This window comes from Arthrobacter sp. UYP6 (assembly GCF_040547315.1).
Classification (GTDB): domain Bacteria; phylum Actinomycetota; class Actinomycetes; order Actinomycetales; family Micrococcaceae; genus Arthrobacter_B.
The window spans coordinates 94,534-116,266 of the sequence record NZ_JBEPPM010000006.1; the positions used below are offsets into that span (position 1 = coordinate 94,534).

Annotated in this window: 19 protein-coding genes and 1 pseudogene; 12 read left to right on the forward strand and 8 right to left on the reverse strand. The window is 65.5% G+C overall.

Translation table 11 applies throughout. The features are described from left to right. Positions 1 to 165 precede the first annotated feature (165 nt). On the forward strand, positions 166 to 2,130 hold the full coding sequence (locus ABIB35_RS06950) for a penicillin-binding transpeptidase domain-containing protein (RefSeq protein ID WP_354180026.1): 1,965 nt from the start codon (positions 166 to 168) through the stop codon (positions 2,128 to 2,130). Here ABIB35_RS06950 and ABIB35_RS06955 read toward each other — a convergent pair. Further along, the gene (locus ABIB35_RS06955) at positions 2,127 to 2,564 is read right to left on the reverse strand and encodes a YccF domain-containing protein (RefSeq protein WP_354180028.1); all 438 of its coding nucleotides are present in this window, start codon (positions 2,562 to 2,564) and stop codon (positions 2,127 to 2,129) included. The genes ABIB35_RS06950 and ABIB35_RS06955 overlap by 4 nt on opposite strands. A gap of 89 nt (positions 2,565 to 2,653) precedes the next feature. Between ABIB35_RS06955 and ABIB35_RS06960 the strand changes: the two genes are divergently transcribed. Both ABIB35_RS06960 and ABIB35_RS06965 read left to right on the forward strand, forming a co-directional pair. Continuing rightward, positions 2,654 to 3,139 carry a pyridoxamine 5'-phosphate oxidase family protein gene (locus ABIB35_RS06960; RefSeq protein ID WP_354180030.1) on the forward strand — a complete coding sequence of 162 codons (486 nt, stop codon included), beginning with the start codon at positions 2,654 to 2,656 and terminating at the stop codon, positions 3,137 to 3,139. 8 nt (positions 3,140 to 3,147) lie between these two features. Beyond that, a complete protein-coding gene (locus ABIB35_RS06965; RefSeq protein ID WP_354180032.1) occupies positions 3,148 to 3,744 on the forward strand; it encodes a HutD/Ves family protein in 597 nt (198 codons plus the stop codon). 82 nt (positions 3,745 to 3,826) lie between these two features. Here ABIB35_RS06965 and ABIB35_RS06970 read toward each other — a convergent pair whose 3' ends face one another. After that, positions 3,827 to 5,452: a DEAD/DEAH box helicase gene (locus tag ABIB35_RS06970; RefSeq protein ID WP_354180034.1), complete on the reverse strand. Its 1,626-nt coding sequence runs from the start codon at positions 5,450 to 5,452 to the stop codon at positions 3,827 to 3,829. Positions 5,453 to 5,775: 323 nt separating this feature from the next. Between ABIB35_RS06970 and trmB the strand changes: the two genes are divergently transcribed. The 5 genes from trmB (at position 5,776) to ABIB35_RS06995 (ending at position 10,366) form a co-directional block, all read left to right on the forward strand. After that, positions 5,776 to 6,657: a tRNA (guanosine(46)-N7)-methyltransferase TrmB gene (gene trmB, locus ABIB35_RS06975; RefSeq protein ID WP_354180036.1), complete on the forward strand. Its 882-nt coding sequence runs from the start codon at positions 5,776 to 5,778 to the stop codon at positions 6,655 to 6,657. Positions 6,658 to 6,662: 5 nt separating this feature from the next. Beyond that, entirely contained in the window at positions 6,663 to 7,673 is a 1,011-nt protein-coding gene (locus tag ABIB35_RS06980; protein ID WP_354180038.1) for an NYN domain-containing protein, read from the forward strand. A gap of 100 nt (positions 7,674 to 7,773) precedes the next feature. Continuing rightward, positions 7,774 to 8,472 carry a class I SAM-dependent methyltransferase gene (locus tag ABIB35_RS06985; protein WP_354180039.1) on the forward strand — a complete coding sequence of 233 codons (699 nt, stop codon included), beginning with the start codon at positions 7,774 to 7,776 and terminating at the stop codon, positions 8,470 to 8,472. A 32-nt stretch (positions 8,473 to 8,504) separates the two neighbouring features. Further along, positions 8,505 to 9,596: an ABC transporter ATP-binding protein gene (locus tag ABIB35_RS06990; RefSeq protein WP_354180041.1), complete on the forward strand. Its 1,092-nt coding sequence runs from the start codon at positions 8,505 to 8,507 to the stop codon at positions 9,594 to 9,596. Next, entirely contained in the window at positions 9,593 to 10,366 is a 774-nt protein-coding gene (locus tag ABIB35_RS06995) for an ABC transporter permease (protein ID WP_354180042.1), read from the forward strand. Before ABIB35_RS06990 ends, ABIB35_RS06995 begins: the two co-directional genes overlap by 4 nt. A gap of 139 nt (positions 10,367 to 10,505) precedes the next feature. Here ABIB35_RS06995 and ABIB35_RS07000 read toward each other — a convergent pair. The 4 genes and pseudogenes from ABIB35_RS07000 to dnaK form a co-directional block, all read right to left on the reverse strand. Then, positions 10,506 to 10,889, reverse strand: a pseudogene (locus tag ABIB35_RS07000) (heat shock protein transcriptional repressor HspR); the annotation flags it as partial. Between the two features lie 101 nt (positions 10,890 to 10,990). Further along, the gene (locus ABIB35_RS07005) at positions 10,991 to 11,992 is read right to left on the reverse strand and encodes a DnaJ C-terminal domain-containing protein (RefSeq protein ID WP_354180044.1); all 1,002 of its coding nucleotides are present in this window, start codon (positions 11,990 to 11,992) and stop codon (positions 10,991 to 10,993) included. 118 nt (positions 11,993 to 12,110) lie between these two features. Then, positions 12,111 to 12,740 carry a nucleotide exchange factor GrpE gene (locus ABIB35_RS07010; RefSeq protein ID WP_354180046.1) on the reverse strand — a complete coding sequence of 210 codons (630 nt, stop codon included), beginning with the start codon at positions 12,738 to 12,740 and terminating at the stop codon, positions 12,111 to 12,113. A 2-nt stretch (positions 12,741 to 12,742) separates the two neighbouring features. Further along, the gene (gene dnaK / locus ABIB35_RS07015) at positions 12,743 to 14,617 is read right to left on the reverse strand and encodes a molecular chaperone DnaK (RefSeq protein ID WP_354180048.1); all 1,875 of its coding nucleotides are present in this window, start codon (positions 14,615 to 14,617) and stop codon (positions 12,743 to 12,745) included. 251 nt (positions 14,618 to 14,868) lie between these two features. Between dnaK and ABIB35_RS07020 the strand changes: the two genes are divergently transcribed. The 3 genes from ABIB35_RS07020 to ABIB35_RS07030 all read left to right on the forward strand — a co-directional run bounded on the left by ABIB35_RS07020 (position 14,869) and on the right by ABIB35_RS07030 (position 18,511). Then, on the forward strand, positions 14,869 to 15,672 hold the full coding sequence (locus tag ABIB35_RS07020) for a class I SAM-dependent methyltransferase (protein ID WP_354180050.1): 804 nt from the start codon (positions 14,869 to 14,871) through the stop codon (positions 15,670 to 15,672). A 77-nt stretch (positions 15,673 to 15,749) separates the two neighbouring features. After that, positions 15,750 to 16,268, forward strand: a complete 519-nt coding sequence (locus ABIB35_RS07025; RefSeq protein WP_354180052.1) for a low molecular weight protein-tyrosine-phosphatase — start codon at positions 15,750 to 15,752, stop codon at positions 16,266 to 16,268. Beyond that, the gene (locus tag ABIB35_RS07030) at positions 16,265 to 18,511 is read left to right on the forward strand and encodes a chorismate-binding protein (RefSeq protein ID WP_354180054.1); all 2,247 of its coding nucleotides are present in this window, start codon (positions 16,265 to 16,267) and stop codon (positions 18,509 to 18,511) included. Before ABIB35_RS07025 ends, ABIB35_RS07030 begins: the two co-directional genes overlap by 4 nt. Before the next feature lie 16 nt (positions 18,512 to 18,527). Here the strand turns inward: ABIB35_RS07030 and cls are convergent, their stop codons facing one another. After that, the gene (gene cls / locus ABIB35_RS07035) at positions 18,528 to 20,003 is read right to left on the reverse strand and encodes a cardiolipin synthase (RefSeq protein ID WP_354180056.1); all 1,476 of its coding nucleotides are present in this window, start codon (positions 20,001 to 20,003) and stop codon (positions 18,528 to 18,530) included. A 70-nt stretch (positions 20,004 to 20,073) separates the two neighbouring features. Between cls and ABIB35_RS07040 the strand changes: the two genes are divergently transcribed. Continuing rightward, positions 20,074 to 20,949: an aminodeoxychorismate lyase gene (locus ABIB35_RS07040; protein WP_354180058.1), complete on the forward strand. Its 876-nt coding sequence runs from the start codon at positions 20,074 to 20,076 to the stop codon at positions 20,947 to 20,949. A gap of 25 nt (positions 20,950 to 20,974) precedes the next feature. On the opposite strand, the gene ABIB35_RS07045 is transcribed toward ABIB35_RS07040, so the two are convergent. Next, the gene (locus ABIB35_RS07045) at positions 20,975 to 21,733 is read right to left on the reverse strand and encodes an energy-coupling factor transporter transmembrane component T family protein (protein ID WP_354180155.1); all 759 of its coding nucleotides are present in this window, start codon (positions 21,731 to 21,733) and stop codon (positions 20,975 to 20,977) included.

The following is a 21,733-nucleotide window of genomic DNA, read 5'->3' on the forward strand; positions in this document are numbered from 1 at the left end:
ACAGGGTTCCTTGCGTAGCACACGAGTACGCAGCTGTGAGGAAATCCATGCCCTGGTCAGGATGGTCGGTAAGCGCTGCGCGGACCCGGCGAAGGCCGTGGCGAAGGCCGGCCGCTACCGTGTCCGGCGTCCGTGTCTGCGGGCGGGGACGGGTAGCCTGTGCGGATGGGGAAAAACCAAACGCTCACATCCGTCCTGGCCGTCTCAGCCCTCGCGCTGACATTGATGTCCTGTTCAGGGGAGAAATCATCGCCCGACGACGCTGCCGCGGCGCTGGCCGAAGGCCTGAGCAGCGCAGATGTTTCGTCGTCGGCCTTCACCGCGGCAACGGCCGCCGAGGTGAACACCGAGCTTGAGGCGCTGCTCGCCGACATGGGTCCGGCACGACCCGCCGTTACCGTTGCCGGGATCGATACGGACCCTCAGAACGACGACGCCGCCACCGCCCGCCTGACCTATGCCTGGGACGTCAACAGCGACTCGACGCCGGACTGGACTTATGAAAGCACGGCCCAGCTGCGCCGTGGCGAGGATGACGCATGGCAGGTGGAATGGGCGCCGTCAGTAGTCCTGGACTCACTGGTCGAGGGCGACAGGCTCTCCCGCACAACGTTCCGCGGAATGCGCGCCGATATCCTTGACCGCAACGGCGAGCCTCTCATGAGCGCCCGGCCCGTCCTCCGGATCGGCATCGACAAGCGGGCCGTTCCGGAGGATCAACAGGCTTCCTCCGCCGCCGCGCTGGCCACACTCGTGGGGCTGGATCCGGCGGCGTACACGGCCCAGGTGGCGGCTTCCGGCCCCGAAGCCTTTGTCGTGGCCATCGTGCAGCGCAGCGAAGCGGAGGGGTCCACAACTCCCGAAGCCATCGCCCCGGGCGTCATCGCCGCGATTCCGGGCGCCATGGCATTTCCGGATGAGCAGGTTCTGGCACCCACCCGAACCTTCGCCCGTGCCCTGCTCGGTACCGTCGGCGAAGCCACTGCTGAACTGATTGAGGAATCCGACGGCCGGCTCTCCGCCAGCGACCAGACCGGGCTGTCCGGGCTGCAGAAGCAATATGACGATCAGCTGCTGGGCAGCCCCGGTGTGGCCGTCGCCATCCAGCGTGACACCGGCACGGTCCCTGTGTTCGATCTCAAGCCGGGACTGGACGGCAGGCCGCTGCAGACCACCCTGGACACCCGGCTACAGTCCCTTGCCGAAGGGGTCCTGGAGCAGGAGCCGTCGGCGTCGGCCCTCGTGGCGATTCAGCCTTCCACCGGAGACGTCCTTGCCGTGGCCAACGGACCCGGAAGCGAGGGTCAGCAAACTGCCCTGCTGGGCCAGTATCCCCCCGGCTCCACCTTCAAGATTGCAACCTCTCTGGCGCTGCTCCGGCAGGGCAGCACTGCTGACAGTGCGCTCTCCTGCCCCGCCGAGCTGACCGTCGACGGACGGAAGTTCAACAACGCCAGCACCTATCCGGCAGCATTTGTTGGCGAGATTCCCCTGCGCGACGCCTTTGCGCAGTCCTGCAATACCGCCTTTATCAACACCCGGGACACGGTGCCGCAGGATGCCCTGGCTTCTGCCGCGAAGGATCTGGGTCTTGGAATCGACGTATCCATGGGTGTACCGGCATTCTTCGGATCAGTTCCGTCGGAAGCCGACGGCACGGCCCACGCTGCGTCCATGATCGGACAGGGCGAAATCCTGGTGTCCCCGCTGGCGCTGGCCATTGCAGCGGCATCCGTCGGCAAGGGGGAACGGGTCGCTCCGGTCCTCGTGAAGCCGGGCTCCGCATCGGAGGCAGCGGATGCAACGGGCTCACCATCGGCGTCGGCTGAGTCGGCCGAAGCGCCCGACGCCGGTTCGCTGACGTCTGCCGAAGCGGGCTCGCTGCGCGAGCTGATGCGCGGCGTGGTCACCGACGGCGGCGCCAACATGCTCCTGGACGTCCCCGGGGAGCCGGTGCTGGCCAAAACCGGCACCGCGGAGTTCGGCAGTGAGACCCCGCCGCGCACACATGCCTGGGTGGTGGCCCTGCAGGGCGACCTCGCCGTAGCAGTGTTCGTGGCCGAAGGGGAACTGGGCTCCACCTCGGGCGGACCGCTGATGAAGGCGTTCCTGGACGGTGCAGCCGGCTAGCTGTAATTCCCCCCGGTGCCGTACGAGCCGGCAGAGCCGTAAGGTGTGACGCCGGCACGCCCGGTGGGAACAATGACCTTCCCCAGCGGCATCAGCGAGATCGGCACCATTTTCAGGTTCGCGATTCCCAGCGGGATGCCGATGATGCTGAGGAACATGGGAATGGCCGTCAGGATGTGCCCGACGGCGATCCACACCCCGGCCACCACCAGCCAGATCACGTTGCCCACCGTCGAGAACAGGCCGGGTGCGCCGCCGCGGTCCACCACGGTCCGGCCGAAGGGCCAGAATGCGTAGGCCGCAATCCGGAAGGAGGCGATGCCGAAGGGAATGGTCACGATCAGCAGGCAGCAAACGATGCCCGCCAGCATATATCCCAGGGCCAGCCAGATGCCGCCGAAGAGAAGCCAGATGACGTTCAGGATGAGGTTCATCGTTTCATTCTGATGCACTCTCCCCTGCAGCACCATGTTTCACGCCAGCTCTTGGCGGTGGTCCGTGCCGCTGCAACTAGACTGGGGGCATGTTGCCTATCAAAGATGATGCCGGAACACCCGCCGCCAAACCCGTGGAACTGACGTCCAACCAATGCTGGGATTACATTCGCAAAGCGGAGATCGGCCGGCTGGCCGTCATCACTGATGCGCATCCCGAAATTTTCCCGATCAACTTTGTTGTGGACCGCGGGTCAGTTGTTTTCCGAACTGCCGAGGGCACCAAGCTCAGGGCAGCCCTGGAAGGCGGAGCAGTGGCCTTCGAAGTGGACGGCTACGATGACCGTCTTGGCCTCGCCTGGAGCGTTGTCCTTAAGGGCCGGGCCGTCGCGCTGAAGTCCATTGAGGAAGTCCTCGCCTCGGAGGAGCTCCCCCTGTTCCCGTGGCAGTCCGGGGAGAAGAACCACTTCATGCGGATTGAGCCGGCAGAGACCAGCGGCCGCAGTTTTCAGATCAACGGCGCAGCCCGCCGGCACTATCTGCGTGGTACCAAGCCGCAGCCCACCATTGAGTAAGGGACACTGTGAGCGCTAAGGACACCCCGAGCAGCAACACCCCGCCCGGCGCAGCGAATGCCGTCTCCCCGGTCATTCGGTTTCCTGATCTCCCCTCGCTTCCCTGGGGAAAGAACAATGGCCGGGTCAAGGAGATTGCTTCAGGTGGAGGCCGTCGCCTGAGCATTGCCTCCATCGACAAGCCCGGCGCCTTCACGGCGTTTGAAGGCATGGACCGGATTACCGTCCCGGTGGAGGGTGAACTGCTGGTCCTCACCGTGGATGGCGTCGAACACGGCATGGAGAAGTTCCGTCCCTTCCGGTACTCGGGGGATTCCCCGGCGGAGGCGGCCCTGCCCACCGGGCCGGTAACAGTGCTGAACACGCTTGCGGACCGCAGCACCACCGGTGCGTCCGTGCTGGTGGCCGAACTGTCCAAGAAGAATCCGCAGCCACTCGGGCCCGGCCAGTTCCTGGTGCTGCTGCACGGCAGCGCCACGGTCACCGCTGCCGACGGTTCCACGGAGGCACTCGAGCCGCTGGATACGGTGGTTGGTTCCGACGCACGTCCGTCCGTGCTGGGACGCGGGTTCGCCGCCGTCGTGTCCTTCTACGATCTGGACTGAGCCGGCGTAAAAACCCTCAAGTAACAACAAGGCGCCTGCTTCCCGAAGGAAGCAGGCGCCTTGTTGTTTTTAGTGCTGAACCCTAGCGGGACCGGCGCTCATTCGAAGCCGGAGCCGTGGCCCGGCGGGGGCCGGCGCCGCGGGCGGGACGGCCGGCACCGGAAGGCGCCTGGCCGCGCGTTCCGGCAGCCGAACGGCCGGCGCCTGCGGGTGCCACGTCACCGGCACGCTGGCCCGTGGCCGGACGGCGGTTGCGTCCCTGTGCGGTGGAAGCAGCAGCTGCACCGCGGCGTCCGTCCTGTGACCGCTGCGCACGGGGCGCCTCGGGGGTGAAGTCGTTGCGGTCACGCTCGCTGCGCTCCGTGCGCTCGGCGGAGACGCGTCCGCGTCCGCCGGATCCGCCTCGGCCGCCGGCACGGGGTGCAGTGGTGGAGCGGGCGGCGCGCTTGCGCTGGGCGTTGGCGCCGGTGGACCGGCCGCCGCCCTGCTGAGGCGACTTGGCCGCCAGCTGGGCGGCGCGCACATGCGGCTCCACAGCAGCGGCGCGATCGCCGATCAGCTTGGCGATGGACGGGGAATTGTGCGAAACCTTTTCAATGGAGACGTCAACGCCCGCAGCCTTCATCAGCTTGGACACTTCGCCCTTCTGCTCCGGCAGGGTCAGCGTCACCACGGTTCCGGACGAACCGGCGCGGGCCGTACGGCCCGAGCGGTGCAGGTACGCCTTGTGCTCCGTGGGGGGATCAATGTGGACAACCAGCTCGACGTCGTCCACGTGGACGCCGCGGGCGGCGACGTCGGTGGCTACCAGCACACGCACGTCACCGGAGGAGAACTCCGCCAGATTCCGGTCGCGGGCGTTCTGCGACAGGTTTCCGTGCAGGTCAACGGTGGGGATGCCGCTGTCCGTCAGGAACTTGGCCATCTTCCGGGCGTGGTGCTTGGTGCGCATGAACATGATGCGGCGGCCCGAACCGGAAGCCAGTTCCTTGACGAGCAGCTTCTTGGCGGTCTGGTCCTGGACCAGCAGCACGTGGTGCTCCATGGTGGACACCGCTGCCTGCGGCTCATCCACCGAGTGTGTCAGCGGGTTGGACAGGTAGCGGCGGACGAGCTTGTCCACGCCGTTGTCCAGCGTCGCGGAGAACAGCATGCGCTGTCCCTTTTCAGGGGTGCGGTCCAGCAGGCGCTGGACAACCGGCAGGAATCCGAGATCAGCCATATGGTCGGCTTCATCGAGCACAGTGATTTCAATGGATTCCAGGCTGATGACCTTCTGCTTCATGAGGTCTTCAAGCCGGCCGGGGCAGGCAATAACAATGTCAACGCCGGCCTTGAGCGCCTTTTCCTGGCGCTGCTGGGAGACGCCGCCGTAAATAACGGTGGTGGTCAGGCCCAGTTCCTTGGCGAGCGGCTCAATCACGTTGTTGATCTGCGTGGCCAGTTCGCGGGTGGGCGCCAGAACCAGGCCCAGCGGGCGGTTGGGCTTGCGGCGGTAAGCCGCTTCGGCCTCAGCCAGCCGGGTTACCAGCGGAAGTGAAAAAGCGAGGGTCTTGCCGGAGCCGGTGCGGCCACGGCCGAGCACGTCGCGGCCCTTGAGGGTATCGGGAAGGGTTTCAACCTGAATCGGGAATGCTTCGTCGATTCCGGAAGCGGAGAGGGAGGAAACCAGAGCCTTGGGTACACCAAGGGCAGCAAAAGTAGTCATTAAAAGACAAGCAACTTTCGGTAAGTGGCCCCCAAGACCGTATGGTGCCGGGGGTTCGCCGAAGAAAAGTCAGACAGTGTCCAGAGGCTCGGCCACAACGGGCCGGCGGGACAAAAGAAAGCGTTCATCGACGCAGGTTGCGCTGCTTACACACGCGGCTTTTAGGCGCGGCAGTCACAACAACTTCGTCTAGTTTACCGGTTTGTGCCCAGTTTCCTAATCGGAGGCTCCGCGGACGTCCGGCGAGCACACCCGGCGGCTGCTTGGAGCGGCTGTTGGAGGGCTGCAAACGCGGTGCCGTGCAGCCGATAGCATTAACAGTGATGACTACTGAACCAGCCCTGCCCGACGCCGGCTCCCTGAACGCTGAAGATCCGGCGGATGATTCCCTTCCGGACTCCGCCGGAGATCCCCGCCACTTCCGCTCGCCGGTGTCATTTGTCCGGCGCGGCTCACGTCTCCAGGGACGCCGCCAACAGGCCTGGGACGAGCTGTCGGACCGGTTTGTCATTGACGTTCCCCGCGCGGAAGCGGACACCTCGGTGGATCCGGACTACGTGTTCGACGCCGCCGCAGAGTTTGGGCGCACCGCTCCCCTGGTGGTGGAAATCGGCTCCGGCCTGGGCGAAGCCGTCACGCACGCCGCTGAGCAGAATCCGGAGAAGAACTACCTTGCCGTGGAGGTCTATCTGCCCGGCCTGGCCCAGACACTGCAGCGCATCGGCCAGAAGGAACTCACCAACGTCCGGGTAGTGCAGGCCAATGCGCCCGAGGTCCTGACCACCATGCTCCCCGCCGGTTCGGTGGACGAGGTGTGGGTCTTCTTCCCCGACCCCTGGCACAAGACCCGCCATCACAAGCGCCGCATGGTCAAGGACGAGTTCGCCGAACTGGTGGCCAACGTCCTGGTACCCGGCGGCATCTGGCGCCTGGCCACCGATTGGTCCGACTACGCCGTGCAGATGCGGGACGTCGGAGACGCCTCCGCCCGGTTTGTGAACCTGCACAACGGCGAACTTGCCGGCGAGGACAGCCCGCTCACGCGCGTGAACCGGCAGGGCCTGGAGAAGAAGGCCCCCCTGGACGACGTCGACACCCGGGGAGGGTGGGCGCCGCGCTTTGCGGGACGCACCCTGACCAGCTTCGAGAACAAAGCCCACCAGGCCGGCCGCCTGATCTTCGACCTGACCTACCGCAAGGCCTGATTCCTATGACTGAACCCAACGACGCCCGCGTGGGCCTCTACATCGACTTCGACAACATTGTCATTTCGCGCTACCAGCAGCTGCACGGCCGAAATGCGTTCCAGCGCGACGGCATCCGCAACTTCGACAAGTCCAGCCGTGACGCCGATCCCGAGGTTGCCGCCAAACTCACCGCAGCCACCGTGGACTTCAATGCCATCATTGACTTCGCCGCGTCTTTCGGCACGCTGGTGGTCAACCGCGCCTACGCCGACTGGTCGGTGCCGGTGAACGCCAGTTACCAGCGCCAGCTGATGTCCCGGGCGGTGGACCTCACCCAGTTGTTCACCACCACCACCCGCGGCACCAAGAACGGCGCGGACATCCGTCTCGCCGTCGACGTCGTTGAAGACCTCTTCCGGCTGCCGGACCTCACCCATGTCATCATTGTGGCCGGGGATTCCGACTACATTGCCCTGGCCCAGAAATCCAAGCGCCTTGGCCGCTTTGTGGTGGGCATCGGCGTGGCCGGGTCCACCAGCACGTCCCTGGCAGCTGCGTGTGACGAATTCGAAGATTACGACTCACTGCCCGGGATTGATAAGGCCGCCGTGTCAGCCGCTGCAGCGGAGCACCCGTCCGCAGGCAGGAAAGCCGTACAGCCGGCCGAAGTCCAGCCCGATCCGGCCCCCGGCAAGGTCCGCCAGCTCACCACGATCCCCATGTTCTCGGACACCGGCGACACGCAGCTGGACGAGCCGGAGGCACACGAGGACATCGACCCGCAGACCGTCGCCACGGAGCTCCTCCTACGCGCCCTGCAGATCGGCCACGCCAAGGGCGACGCCGACGAGTGGCTCAACACCGGCACCATCAAAAACCAGATGCGCCGGATGGACCCCTCCTTCAACGAGAAGCCGCTCGGTTACCGGTCCTTCACGGATTTCCTGTCCTCGCACAACGACCTGGTGGAACTCGAAGAAAGCGGACCGCAGCGTCTCATCCGCCTGCGTCCGGAGGCAGACCAGCAGCGCTGATGTGGTGACGGCGCGCTACTGCGGGTGATCGGCCGGGCGCCGCTTGCCGTTCCGGCAAAGGAGCTTTGCCGGCGGCGCCCGGCCGTTGCATGCTTCAGTAATGGAACAGACGAACCACAGCCCTGCCGACTCCTCCGATTTCCCTGAACCTGCCGATTTCACGGAGCCTGACCTCCGCTCCCCGCGGGATCCGCAGGCAGTGGGAGCCCTCTGGGACCAGCGCTACGCAGAGAAGGGAACGCTCTGGAGCGGGCAGCCCAACGGCGCCCTGGTCAGCGAGATCCGCGGGCTGCGTCCCGGGAGGGTGCTGGATGTTGGATGCGGCGAGGGTGCCGACGCCGTGTGGGTCGCTGAGCAGGGGTGGGACGTGACAGCCCTGGAGGTCTCGAAGGTGGCACTGGACCGGGCTATCCGGCAGGCAGAGCAGCGGGGTGTCACAGTGAACTGGCTACACTCCGGCCTGGTGGAGGCTTCCCTGCCGCCGGCGTCCTTTGACCTGGTGTCGGCACAATACCCGGCGCTGCTGCGCACCGACGACAATGCCGCGGAACGTGCGCTGCTCAGCACCGTGGCACCCGGAGGAACACTCCTTGTGGTGCACCATCCGCTGCCCACGGCCGAGGAAGCCGCGTCCCATGGCTTTGATCACCGGGACTATGTGGGCCTTGCGGAGGTGGCGGCCCTGCTGGACGAAGACTGGATCCTTGAGGTGAACGAGACCCGTCCCCGGCACGTTGCCGCCGGAGCCGGCGCCCACCACACCGAAGACGTTGTTCTGCGGGCTCGCCGCCTCCGCTGACCCTCCGGATCACTTTCGCCTTCGGGCACCCCTTGCCGCAGACCAGTTTGTGCTGCAAACTGCTTTGCAACCGGCGGATTATCCCTGCGGACCATGAGCGGAGGACTGCCTGGTTCCCGACCAGCATCGAGGTCACCAAGACCATCGGAGGCACCCTGACGTCTGTTCCCAGTTCCGCTGCCCGCCGGACCGGCTCCGATCTCCGCGAGGTGCTGGCCGCAGCAAGCTCGGTCACCAAAAGCTATGCCGGCAAGCCCGCCCTGAACGGAGTCAGTCTGGAAATCCGAGCCGGAGAAGCCCTGGGATTACTCGGCCCCAATGGCGCCGGGAAGTCCACCCTGCTGAATCTGCTCTGCGGGATCCGCACTCCGGACGCGGGAACGGTGGAGCTATTCGGCCGCAATCCCCGCGACCCCGCCGCACGGCGGGAGCTCGGAACAACGCCCCAGGCAACCTCGGTGCCGCCCACTCTGCGGGTACGGGAGACCGTCGACTTTGTTGCCGCCCACTACGAGCATCCCGTGCCGACGCCGCAGCTGCTGGCCGATTTTGGCCTTACGGACATCGCCGCCAAACAATGCGGCGGGCTGTCCGGCGGCCAGCAGCGGCGACTGCTGGTGGCCCTTGCCCTGGTGGGGCAGCCACGGCTGGTCGTCCTGGATGAGCCCACCACGGGGTTGGATGTTCAAGCGCGTGAGCATCTCTGGGAGCGGCTGGGCCAGTATCGCAGGGACGGCGGCACTCTGCTGGTGACCAGTCATTACCTGGAAGAAATCCAGGCCCTCTCGGGACGGGTGGCGGTCCTGAACAACGGCGAAGTGGTTGCGGACGGAACAGTGGACCAGATCCGCAGCCGGGTCTCCGTCAGCAGGGTCTCCTTCCGCACCGCACTGCCGCCGTCGTCGTTCGAGTCCTTGCCCGAAAGCGCGGGAGTCACCGCGGGCGCGGACAATTCCGTGACGGTGCTGAGCAGGGACTCCGACGCGACAGTGCGGCGCCTGGTCCGCGACAACGTCCCGTTCTCCGGCCTGGAAGTCCATTCAGCCAGCCTCGAAGAGGCGTTCCTGTCCCTGACACACGTGTCCGCCCATGTTCCGGCACATGCCGGGGAGGAGAAGCCATGAGCACCGCGGCACTGGTCCGCGCGCACACCAAGGCTCAGGTGCTGGAACAGCTGCGCATTCCGATTTCCGTCATTTCATCGACGTTGTTCCCCACCCTGGCCCTGGTGTTTTTTGTCCTTCCCCAGCAGGCGGTAACCTCCAACCCTGTTGCGTCGCTGATAGCCGTCGCCCAGCTGGCTCTTTTTGGCGTGATGAGCTCGTTCCTGTTTAACTACGGAATCGGTGTCGCGGAGGACCGGGCCAATCCCTGGAGCAGCTACGTGCGGACGCTGCCGGCCGGCGCGGTGCCGCCCACCGTGGCACGGGCACTGACAGCTATGCTGTTCGCTTTCTTTTCCCTGATCCCGGTGATGCTGGTGGGTATGTTCACCACGGCGGCACTGGATGCCTTCACCACCGGAGCGCTGGCCTGGTGGCGGGTTCCGGCGGCCATGCTGGTGTGGCTGGTCTGCGGCCTGCCGTTCCTGTTTCTGGGCCTGCTGATCGGCTATATGTGCACCTCCAAGGTGGCCATCGCCGTCACCCAGGTGGTGTTTTTCCCACTTGCTTTTGCCGGCGGGCTGATGCTGCCGCCGGAACTGTTCAGTCCGGGGCTGAATACTTTTTCCCTGTTCCTGCCCACCCGTGCTGCACGAGACCTGTCAGTGACGGTCTTCGCGGGGCAGCCGCTGAGTCCGGCTGCCATTCCCTGTCTGGTGGCCTGGACCCTGGCTCTGGGCGCGCTGGCGGTGTGGGCGAACCGCCGGGATCAGGGGCGGCGGTTCCGCTAGGGCCGTGGCCTCAGAGGGACTGGACGTAACCGTCCTCGGCGTAGTCCATGGCGTCCTTTTTCCCGGCGGGAAGGGCACGCAGCTTGCCGCGCCGCTGCACCAGGGAAGCGAGACTGAGCTGGGTCGCGTAGGGCCGCGATGCCGGGGGCCGCTGGCCCCGGGTCAGGGTCACTACGTCGCCGGCGAGACCGGCCGCAAAGACCCGGCTGCGGTCCGGAGTGCGCTGCTGAATCGAGTCCAGCTCTGCGGACAGTTCATTGATCCGGGCACGGAGTCCGGACACCTGGTTTTCCAACTGCATGATGCGCTTGATGCCTTCCAACGACACGCCCTCCTGGGAGAGCCGCTGGACCTCGCGCAGCATGTCGATGTCATGCTGCGAGTAGCGCCGGGATCTTCCGGGGGCGCGGCTCGGGCAGACGATGCCCAGCCGGTCGTATTGCCGCAGCGTTTGCGGATGCATGTCCGCCAGCTCAGCGGCAACGGAGATCACAAAGATAGGCGCGTTGACGTCTATACCCATTGTTCCTCCTTGACGCTGTTGAAGTAGTAACCATAGCCCGGTTCGGTTTCCGGGGCACCGGAAGCCGGACCGTGTTCCGGAAGCTGGCCGTGTTCCGGAAACTACAGTCTGGCCTTGGAGGCAAGGCCGGCGCGGGGGTCCTCGCCCTTGGTGGCTTCAGCGAAGGCCTCCACCGCTGCCTTGGCCTCCTTATTCAGGTGTGAGGGGACAGCGACGTCGATTGTCACCAGGAGGTCGCCGTTGCCCTTGGAGGTTTGCACTCCCCTGCCCTTAACCCGCAGGGTCCGTCCGGAAGGGGTGCCGGCGGGGACCTTGAGTTTGACCTTGTCCGCGGTCAGTGTCGGAACCTCGATCGTGGCGCCCAGCGCCGCCTCGGGGAAGCTCACCGGTACGTGGATGCGGATGTTGTTGCCGTCGCGGACAAAGAAGTCGTGCGGCGTGACGTGCACGGTGACCATCAGGTCGCCGTTGCCGGCGGCCCCGGGCTGGCCCTTGCCGCGGACGCGGATCTTCTGGCCGTCCTTGACGCCGGCGGGAACCCGGACTTCCACCACTTCGCCGCTGGGCTCACGCAGCCCAATGACGGTGCCGTTAATGGAGCCCGCAAAAGAAATAGTGGTGCTTGCCGTCCGATCGGCACCCTTTTGCGGCGGCGCCGAGCCGAACCCGCCGCCACCGAATCCTCCCCCGCCAAACAGGTCGGCGAACTCCGGCGGAATGTTGTTGCCGCCGGTGCTGTAGCTGGTGCGGCGCCCGGCACCGGGACGGGCACCCTGGCCGAAAAGCCCGCCAAAGAGGTCTTCGAAACCGGCGGCTCCGCCGGCACCTGCCCCGCCTCCGGGGCCGCCTGCGGAGAACCGTGCACCGCTGCCCATGGCGCGGATTGCGTCATACTGCTGGCGCTCGTCGGCGTCGGAAAGGACTGAATACGCTTCGGAGAGATCCTTGAACATCCGCTCGGCCGAGGGATCGTCCTGGTTTTGGTCCGGGTGGTATTTGCGCGCCAGCTTCCGATAGGCCTTCTTGATATCGGCTTCCGACGCGTCCTTGGGAACGCCCAGAATCTTATAAAAATCCTTATCGACCCAATCCTGACTAGCCAATTGGCGTCCCCTTCCTCGATTTTACTGCTCCTGCCCGCTACCCGCAGGTTGCGGACCGGACGTGCACTGCTGGAAAAAAGTACCCGGGGCCGCCGCGACGGCCCCGGGTACCCACTGACTACTGCTCCGGAACGGAGACGATAACCTGCGCCGCCCGCAGAACCCTGTCATTGGCCTTGTAACCGGCTCGAAGGATCTGCGTCACGGTGTCGAAGGTGACATCCGGGCTTTGCTGCTGGATCAGCGCTTCGTGGATGTTGGGATCAAACTCCACTCCCACCTCGTCGATCCTGCTCAGTCCGTACGCCTTCAGCGTGTTTTCCAACTTGTTGGCGATCGAGGCGAACGGACCGTCCGCCAGATCACCGTGCTGGCGTGCTGCGTCGATGTCGTCCAGGACGGGCATCACGGAATTCAGCACACCGATGACTGCCATTTCCCGGGCGACGTCGCGGTCACGCTCCACCCGCCGGCGGTAGTTCACATATTCCGCCTGGAGCCGCAGCAGGTCGTTGCGCAGTTCCGCAGCTTCCGGCGATCCGGCTGCCTGGGGCTCCGGAACACCTGCACTGTTCAGGATCTGCTCGGCCTGCGCCAGGGCGTCACCCTCAGCACCGCTGTCCGGAGTCGAAGCTCCCTCGGAAGGCGCACCATTGGAGTCCGCAGGCTCGGAGCCCGCCGGCACCTGGCCGGCGGATTCCTGCTCCTCGTTCGGCTTGTCGTTGGGGTTCTCGTTTTCAGCCGTCATGATTACTTCTTGTCTTCGTCGTCAACAACCTCAGCGTCAACGATGTCCTCGTCGCCTGCGGAGGAAGCATCGGAAGCGCCTGCGTCGCCGGCACCGCCTGCGGCACCTGCAGCACTCTCGGACTGAGCCTGCGCGTAGATGGCTTCGCCCAGCTTGGTCTGCGAGGTCTGCAGCTTCTCGAACGCCGACTTTACTTCGTCGTCGTTCTCGGTGCCTTCGAGTGCCTTCTTCAGTGCGTCAACATCGCCCTTGACCTCGGTCTTGACGTCCTCGGGCAGCTTGTCATCGTTGTCCGTCAGGAGCTTGTCCACGGAGTAGGCCAGCTGCTCGGCGGAGTTGCGGACGTCCGCAGCCTCGCGGCGCTTCTTGTCCTCGGCGGCGTGCTCTTCGGCCTCGCGGACCATGCGGTCAATGTCTTCCTTGGAGAGCGAAGAACCGCCCGTGATGGTCATGGACTGCTCGGCGCCGGTGCCCTTGTCCTTGGCGGACACGTGCACAATGCCGTTGGCGTCGATGTCGAAGGTGACCTCAACCTGCGGGACGCCGCGCGGAGCCGGAGCAATACCGGTCAGCTCGAACGTGCCCAGCGGCTTGTTGTCGCGGGTGAACTCGCGCTCGCCCTGGAAGACCTGGATGGCGACTGAGGGCTGGTTGTCATCAGCAGTGGTGAAGGTTTCGCTGCGCTTGGTGGGGATGGCCGTGTTGCGCTCGATCAGCTTGGTCATCACACCGCCCTTGGTTTCGATGCCCAGGGACAGCGGGGTGACGTCGATCAGCAGCACGTCCTTGCGCTCGCCCTTCAGGACACCGGCCTGCAGGGCGGCGCCAACGGCAACAACCTCATCCGGGTTTACACCCTTGTTGGGCTCCTGGCCGCCGGCCAGCTCCTTCACCAGTTCGGAAACGGCGGGCATACGGGTGGAACCGCCCACGAGGATGATGTGGTCGATGTCGGAAACCTTGATGCCGGCCTCGGCGATGACGTCCTTGAACGGCTTCTTGGTGCGGTCCAGCAGGTCCTTGGTCAGGTCCTGGAACTTGGCGCGGGAGAGGTGCTCGTCCAGGTGGACCGGACCCTCGGGGGTGACCGAAAGGTACTGCAGGGAGATGTTGGTGGAGGTCGCGGAGGAGAGTTCCTTCTTGGCCTGCTCTGCAGCTTCCTTCAGGCGCTGCAGGGCGATCTTGTCCTTGGACAGGTCCGCACCCTTGGCCTTGGCCTGGCTCAGCAGGTAATCCACAATGCGCTGGTCCCAGTCGTCGCCGCCGAGGCGGTTGTCACCGGCGGTGGAGCGCACCTGGATAGTGGAGAAGTCATCTTCATCCTTGCCCACTTCGAGCAGGGAAACGTCGAACGTTCCGCCGCCGAGGTCGAAGACCAGGATGAGTTCGTCTTCCTTGCCCTTATCCAGGCCGTAGGCCAGAGCAGCGGCGGTGGGCTCGTTGACGATGCGCAGCACGTTCAGGCCCGCGATCTCGCCGGCTTCCTTGGTAGCCTGGCGCTCGGCGTCATTGAAGTACGCCGGAACCGTGATTACAGCGTCCGTGACCTTTTCGCCCAGGTATGATTCGGCGTCGGACTTCAGCTTCTGCAGGATGCGGGCGGAAATTTCCTGAGCGGTGTACTTCTTGCCGTCAATGTCCACGTTCCAGTCGGTGCCCATGTGGCGCTTGACCGAGGAGATGGTGCGGTCGATGTTGTTGACGGCCTGGCGCTTGGCGATCTCGCCTACGAGGACCTCACCGGACTTGGCAAAAGCAACAACCGACGGCGTGGTCCGGCCACCCTCTGCGTTGGCAATAACGGTGGGCTCGCCGCCTTCAAGGACGGAGACAACCGAGTTGGTGGTTCCAAGGTCAATACCTACTGCACGTGACATTTGCTTCCTCTTTCCGTGGAAAACGGCGCCGTGTGCGCGGAGTTTGCACTCCCACAGCGCGTGTTGAGCGTTCTGCACTCAACTCTACTCACGGCATCTTCTTTGTCAACAAAGTTGAGCCTGACAGACTCAACTTGCCGAATTTCGCGGTAAGACCTTGACGGTCCGGGGCGGGGACAGGCCGAGCAGGTGGCCCGACACACGCCGCAAACTCCGAAGGATACGAGCCAGCCTCCGCGTATCCTCCTCCTATGGCTCCCGAACAGTACTCGCACGGCCACCACTCCAGCGTGGTTGGCGCCCACGCCGTCCGTACCGCAGCAGACTCGGCGGCATATCTGCTTCCCTATCTTGAAACGGGCATGGCACTGCTGGATGTGGGCTGCGGCCCGGGCAGTATTACCGCTGATCTTGCCAACCTGGTGGATCCGGGACCCGTGACCGGGCTGGACCAGTCCGAAGACGTGGTGGCCCAGGCCCGGAAACTCGCCGCTTCCCGGGGATTGGTAAACGCGGAGTTTACGGCCGGGAACGTGTATGACCTGGATTTTCCGGACGCGACGTTCGACGTGGTCCACGCGCATCAGGTTCTGCAGCACCTCGCGGACCCGGTAGCCGCGCTGCGTGAAATGCGGCGGGTGACCCGCCCGGGCGGGATCGTGGCGTTCCGCGACGCGGATTACCACGGCATGAGCTGGTATCCGGAGCTTCCCGAACTCGCCGACTGGATGGAAACCTATCAGCTGATCGCCCGCGGCAACTCTTCGGAACCGGATGCCGGCCGTCGACTGACATCCTGGACGCTCGAGGCGGGCTTTACCGAGTTTGAGCCCTCAGCCTCCAACTGGCTGTACGCCACCGGCGAAAGCCGTGCCTGGTTCGGCGAGGGCTGGGCGGAACGGGTGCTGCACTCGGCATTTGCCGGGCAGGCACTGGAGCGCGAGCTGGCCGACAAGCCCGGCTTGGAGCGGATGTCGGCCGGATGGCGGCGCTGGGCGCAGGCTCCGGACGGATGGTTCCTGGTTCCTTCCGGCGAGATCATCGCCTGGGCCTGACGCCCGCAGTTGACCGGCCCGCCCCGTGGGACCCCCAGGTGTCCCTGCCCCTGCGCAGCGGTGGGTAGGCTGGAAGAATGTACCGAATCATCACGGTCTGCACCGGAAATATTTGCCGCTCCCCCATGGCCCAGTTTTGCCTGGCCCGCGCATTTGACGAAGCCGGACTTGGGGCCGAGGTGGCGGTGGATTCCGCCGGCGTGACCGCATGGGAGGCAGGCCGGCCCATGGACCCACGGGCCGTGCAGGAACTCACCATTCACGGGTTCGACGCCGATGATGCGCGGGCTTTCCGCGCCAGGGAGTTCAAAGCGCCATGGTTTGCCAACCGCGATCTTGTGCTGGCGTTGGACTACGGGCACTTCAGGGAACTGCGGGGCCTTGCGTCCGGGCCAGCGGACCGGGATAAGGTCCGGCTGATCCGCAGCTTTGATCCGGACTCGGCCGATCTTTCCCCGGCAGACCAGGGCATCGAGGACCCCTGGTACGGCGACATGAGCGACTTTGAGGTGTCCTACGCAATGATCCAGGCGTCGGTGCCCGGTGTAGTGCAGTATGTTCGCGCCGCCCTTGAGGCGGTCTCCGACAAATCATGATGCCCTCCCCGACGCCGGCTGCCACGGCAGCCGCCTCCGGTGCGCTGCCCGTCCTGATCGCCGTCGACGGCTTTTCAGGCGCCGGAAAAACCACTCTTGCCACGGAATTGGCCGCGGCACTGCGCGCCCACCACACCGTGTCCCTGTTTCATCTGGAGGACGTCTATCCCGGCTGGGACGGGCTGGCGGACGGAATTGCCTACTTCCGTGACCATGTTGCCGCACCCCTTGCTGCCGGGAGGACGGCCGTTTGGCAGGCCTGGGACTGGGCAGCTGGCCGCTACGGCGAGGAGCGCCGCACCGAACCGGCGGAGATTGTCATGTTCGAGGGCGTAGGCGCTTCCAGTGCCGCGGTGCGCCATCTGCTCCACGCCGCCGTCTGGGTTGAAGCGCCCGCCGATCTGCGCAGGAAACAGGCACTGGCCCGCGATGGCGACACCTACGCCCCGCACTGGGAACGGTGGGCCGCCCAGGAACAAGACTGGGCAGCGGAAGATCCGGCACCGTCTCACGCGGACATCACAGTGGACCGGCAGCACGTCTCCGGGGCCCCCGTTGCTGCCGCCGGCCACGTCCTGCGCGCGCTCGGCGGGCTTGCCATGCCGCGGCTTGCGCCAAACTGGGCTGGCGCCAACGCTGCCGCCGCGGAGACCGTCCAGGTGGAACGGCTGGATGACTGGGCGGACCCGGAGCAGTTGTTCAGTGTCCTTTTCGGTCAGGCTCCCCGCTCGGTGTGGCTGGACAGTTCCAGCGCCGGGCAGCGCGGCGGCCTGCGCCTACCCGCCAAGGGGCCGGCCACCGGTGCTGCGGGAGACTCGGGAGAAGCGCATATTGCCGCCCGCAGCCGCTTCAGCATCATGGCCGACGACGGCGGCCCGCTAGGCAGGTACGCCGAGCACCGGGCTACGGGTGCCTATGGTCACACCGGCGGACACAGCGGCATGACCACCGTGGTGTCAGGGCCGGTGACCGTCTCCCGTCCCGGGGACTTCTTCCCCTGGCTGGATTCGGTCTGGGGCCAGCCCCGGGCAACGGTGCCCGCGGACTACCCCTGCGGTTTTGCCCTGGGCTGGCTGGGGTTCCTGGGCTACGGGCTCAGGCGTGAAACCGGCGGATCCGGCCCGCACCCGCTGCCCGGATCCGCCCCTGATGCTGCCCTGATTTTCGCCGGCCGGGCCGTAGTTCTGGACCACGAGCAGCACTGTGTTTACGTGCTGACCCTCACGGACGGCTGGTCCGGCGACGTTGACAGTCCCGGAGCTGACAGCCCCGACGCTGACCGCCCCGGTCACGAGAGCCCCAGCAACGAAACCTGGGCCGGGCAGGTCCGGCGGGCCGTGGAAACTGCGGCCGCCGCGCCGCAGGAGCCCTCCCCGGAAGCTACGCCGGTTGTCCCGGAATTCTGCGTCCGTGACAGCCGGGCCGCCTATCTTGCCAAGGTCCGTTCCGCCCAGACGGAGATCAGTAACGGCAACTCCTACGAGGTGTGTCTGACCACCGCACTTACCGCGCAACTGCCAGCGCCGTTGGACGGAGCGCAGGTTCTGGCGCTGTACCGGAAACTTCGGCGGCGCAGCCCGGCACCGTTCGCGTCGCTGCTGCGCTTTGGCGGCTTCTGTCTGGCGGGCACCTCACCGGAGCGTTTCCTCTCCGTTGACGGCGCCGGAGCGCTGCGGGCCGAACCGATCAAGGGCACACGCCCGCGAGGAACCACCGCCCGGCAGGACCGGGAGCTGGAAACCGACCTCGTCTCCTCTGCCAAGGACCGAGCAGAGAACATCATGATTGTGGATTTGCTGCGCAACGACCTGTCCCGATTCGCGGTCCCGGGATCCGTCACGGTACCCAGGCTCTGCGCCGTGGAAAGTTACGCCACGGTCCATCAGCTGGTCAGCACGGTGGACGCGCAGCTGCTCCCCGGAGCCTCCCGTGCCGAAGCCCTTGCCGCAGCGTTTCCGCCCGGATCGATGACCGGTGCGCCCAAGATCAGCACCATGGCCATCCTGGACCGGCTGGAGGGGGCCGAACGCGGCGCCTATTCCGGCGTCGTCGGCTGGTTTTCCCTCACCGGTGCCGCGGACCTGTCCGTAGTGATCCGCACGCTGGAAATCCGGAACTCGTCCCTGACTCTGGGCCTGGGCGGCGCCGTCACGGCGGACTCGGACCCGGAAGCGGAGTGGGACGAGGTCCGGGCCAAGGCTTTCGGCGTGCTCAGCGCACTGGGGGCCTCGTTCCCGGAGTAGGCACCGCGGCCGTGGGTTACTGCAGTGTGGCGGTCAGTCGGCACACGTTGTCGATGTAGCGTTCCCAGACCGGGCGCCCTACCCATTCGGAGAGCAGGAGCTCCCGGGACAGCGACCGGTAGGTGTCCTCGATCCTGCGCATGTTACCCACAATGTTCCCGTCGAACATCATGATGGACACTTCCAGGTTCAGCGAAAAGGACCTCATATCCATGTTCGAGGAGCCCAGGACTGCCACCTCGTTATCAATGGTGAAGTGTTTGGCGTGCAGAACCAGGGGCTTGGGATACAGGTAAATCCGGATGCCGGCGCGCAGCAGGGCCTCGTAGTAGGAACGCTGGGCATGGTCCACCAGGAATTGGTCGCCGCGCTCGGACACAAACAGCTCCACCTGTACGCCGCGCTGCGCCGCCGTGGTAATCGCGTACAGCAGGGAATCGTCGGGCACAAAGTATGGACTGGTGATGGAAATCCGGTCCGACGCCGAATAGATCAGGGACGTGAATAGCCGCAGGTTGTTTTCCGTGGAGAATCCGGGCCCGCTGGGGACCACCTGACAGGTTACGTCTCCGGGATGGGTGTCCCATTCGTACAGACTCAGTTCCCGTTCCAGGTTCTCATCTGTTTCGGCGTTCCAGTCGGTGGCGAACACAACGTTAATTTCATCAACGACGGGCCCTTCCATGCGGGCCATCAGCTCCACCCATTTCCGGCCCATTTTTAGGTTATGGGGCTTCCGGTACGAGGGTTCCACCAGATTTTGGGATCCGGTGTAGGCGATCTTCCCGTCTACCACCAGGATCTTGCGGTGGTTGCGCAGATCCGGCCGGCGCCACTGGCCGCGGGCCGGGAGGATGGGCAGCATACGCCGCCACTGGATCTCCGTGCTGCGCAGTTCCTTCAGCAGGTCCCGGTAGCCCTTGACCCGGAGCGTGCCGATGTGGTCAAACAGCAGGCGGACCCGCACCCCCCTGGCTGCGGTTTCCTTGAGGGCAGCGAAGAAGTCCCGGGTCACGTCGTCGTAACTCATAATGTAGAACTCAACGTGCACGTACTTCTGGGCGCCGCGCACCACTTCGGTCATCTCGCGGATGGACTCGTTGTAGTCCCGCTGCAAATCCACTTTGTTGCCGTCAAGACTTGGAAAGGATCCCAGCCGACGGTTCAGCTCGGTGGCAGAAACCACCCATTCCGGGCCGGAATACGTGCTGCCTTCAGCCTCAAGCTCGCGGGTATTTTCGCGCACCGCCCGGTTGATTTGTGCCTGGCGCTTTACCCGGTGTTCGGACAAACGGAAATTACCGAAGAGCAGGAAAAGAATGATTCCCGGAAGCGGCAGGAAAAAAATACACAGCAGCCAGGCCATGGCTGTGGTGGGCCGCCGGTTGCCCGGAACTACGCCCAGCGCAACAATCCGGATTGCGTAGTCGATGACGGTCAGCACCGTGGCGATCCAGACGGGGAGCGCCGTTCCCGTTAATGCCACCCACACACGACGCTCCTATCAGCTGATCTGTCCTTCAATAGCCTAGTCTGTCCCGGCGGCAAACTAGGCTGGGAGCATGACTGTTCTGGTGTTTTTGGATCCAATGTTCCCCGAAGGCCGCATTGCGGACGCAGCTGTTCCGCAGTTAAGGGCAACAGATCTTGGCGCAACCCGCGGTGACGGCATCTTTGAATCGATGCTGGCGGTGGACGGAGCCCCCCGCAAAATGACCGCCCATCTGGACCGAATGGAGTCCTCGGCACTGGCACTGGACCTTGAGTTGCCGGCGCGGGAAACCTGGGAGCGGGCGGTTGCCACTGCGCTGGCCGAGCTGACCATCCGGGAGGGAACAGGCGAGGCGGTGGTGAAGCTGCTGCTGACCCGCGGAGTTGAGGGAGCGGACGCTCCCACAGCCTGGGTGGCCGCCTCCCCCGCTCCGGCCGGCGCCCGGGAGCGGACGGCCCGGGGTCTGGACGTGCTGCTGCTGGACCGGGGGTATGACAGCACCGTGGCTGAGCGGGCACCCTGGCTTCTGCTGGGCGCCAAAACGCTGTCCTACGCCGTGAACATGGCCGCGCTGCGCTATGCCAAAGCCAACGGCGCGGATGACGTCATCTTCACTTCCTCCGACGGCAAGGTCCTGGAGGGCCCCACGTCCAGCGTCATCCTGGCGGTCCAGGAAGACGGACAAAAAATGCTGCTGACGCCCGAGCTGGAGAGCGGAATTCTTCCCGGTACCACCCAGCGCGCCCTCTTCGATGCTGCCGAGGCGGCCGGCTGGGCACGGGGTTACGGGCCGCTGGAACCGGCTCATCTGATGGAAGCCGACGCCGTATGGCTGGTTTCCAGCATCCGGCTGCTGGCTCCGGTAACCTCCATCGACGGCACCCCGATCAGTTCCTCGCCCGCCCTGACGGAGGAGCTCACCGAACTGCTGCGCGCGGCGCTGTAGCCGGACCGCCTCAGGTCAGGTCAGGTCAGGTCAGGATGAAGTTAAACGTTCCGGCTGCGACCGCGGCGGCCAGGGCTCCTGCGCCCAGCACCACCCCGTAGAGAACCACCCAGGCGTCCAGGCCAGTGAACACCGAGGTCCGCGCCCAGGTCCTCGTGCCGTTGCCGAAGCCTCGGGCCTCCATCGCCGCCGCAAGGCGGGTGGCCCGGCGCACGGCTTGGACCAGCAGGGCAACCGACTGGCCAAGGAAGGAACGAATACGGGTCAGCAGACCGGAATCCGCGCCCACGCCCCTCGCATGCCGTGCCATACCCAGGCTCTGCCATTCAGACACCAGCAGGCCCACCAGTCGCATTGCGGCCAGTGCTCCAAGGACAAACCGGTGCGGGAGCCGCAGTTTCTGTGCCAGGGCGTCCGCCAGGTCCGTGGGATCCGTGGAGGCCAGCAGATAGATTCCGGGCAGGGCTATCGCCAGACCGCGCAGCCCGATGGCAATGCCGGCGGCCACCGAGTCCGATGTCAGCAGGACCGGCCCCGCGTCCAGCAGGATCGACCCGGTCTTTTCCGCCAGCAGCGCCGTTCCCCAGGCGCCGATCAGCGCGGCGACGATCAGGGGCCAGGTGCGTTTGAGCAGGGTCAGCGGCGGAGTCCGCAGCAGCGGCAGCAGGAGCAGCTCCCCGGCCAGGACAATGGTTGAACTGATCCAGTCCACACTGATCAGCACCGCCAGGGTCAAGGCCGTGGCGGCGGCGAGTTTTGACAGCGGGTTGGCCCGCTCCAGCAT

Bases quoted from the DNA above. Each gene is read 5' to 3' on its own strand.
- ABIB35_RS06980 (WP_354180038.1), top strand. From the start codon at position 6,663: ATGACTGAACCCAACGACGCCCGCGTGGGCCTCTACATCGACTTCGAC.
- ABIB35_RS07030 (WP_354180054.1), top strand. From the start codon at position 16,265: ATGATGCCCTCCCCGACGCCGGCTGCCACGGCAGCCGCCTCCGGTGCG.
- ABIB35_RS06985 (WP_354180039.1), top strand. From the start codon at position 7,774: ATGGAACAGACGAACCACAGCCCTGCCGACTCCTCCGATTTCCCTGAA.
- ABIB35_RS06960 (WP_354180030.1), top strand. From the start codon at position 2,654: ATGTTGCCTATCAAAGATGATGCCGGAACACCCGCCGCCAAACCCGTG.
- ABIB35_RS07040 (WP_354180058.1), top strand. From the start codon at position 20,074: ATGACTGTTCTGGTGTTTTTGGATCCAATGTTCCCCGAAGGCCGCATT.
- ABIB35_RS06955 (WP_354180028.1), bottom strand. From the start codon at position 2,564: ATGAACCTCATCCTGAACGTCATCTGGCTTCTCTTCGGCGGCATCTGG.
- ABIB35_RS07010 (WP_354180046.1), bottom strand. From the start codon at position 12,740: ATGACGGCTGAAAACGAGAACCCCAACGACAAGCCGAACGAGGAGCAG.
- ABIB35_RS07045 (WP_354180155.1), bottom strand. From the start codon at position 21,733: ATGCTGGAGCGGGCCAACCCGCTGTCAAAACTCGCCGCCGCCACGGCC.
- dnaK (WP_354180048.1), bottom strand. From the start codon at position 14,617: ATGTCACGTGCAGTAGGTATTGACCTTGGAACCACCAACTCGGTTGTC.
- ABIB35_RS06970 (WP_354180034.1), bottom strand. From the start codon at position 5,452: ATGACTACTTTTGCTGCCCTTGGTGTACCCAAGGCTCTGGTTTCCTCC.
- ABIB35_RS06995 (WP_354180042.1), top strand. From the start codon at position 9,593: ATGAGCACCGCGGCACTGGTCCGCGCGCACACCAAGGCTCAGGTGCTG.
- ABIB35_RS07025 (WP_354180052.1), top strand. From the start codon at position 15,750: ATGTACCGAATCATCACGGTCTGCACCGGAAATATTTGCCGCTCCCCC.
- trmB (WP_354180036.1), top strand. From the start codon at position 5,776: ATGACTACTGAACCAGCCCTGCCCGACGCCGGCTCCCTGAACGCTGAA.
- ABIB35_RS07020 (WP_354180050.1), top strand. From the start codon at position 14,869: ATGGCTCCCGAACAGTACTCGCACGGCCACCACTCCAGCGTGGTTGGC.
- ABIB35_RS06950 (WP_354180026.1), top strand. From the start codon at position 166: ATGGGGAAAAACCAAACGCTCACATCCGTCCTGGCCGTCTCAGCCCTC.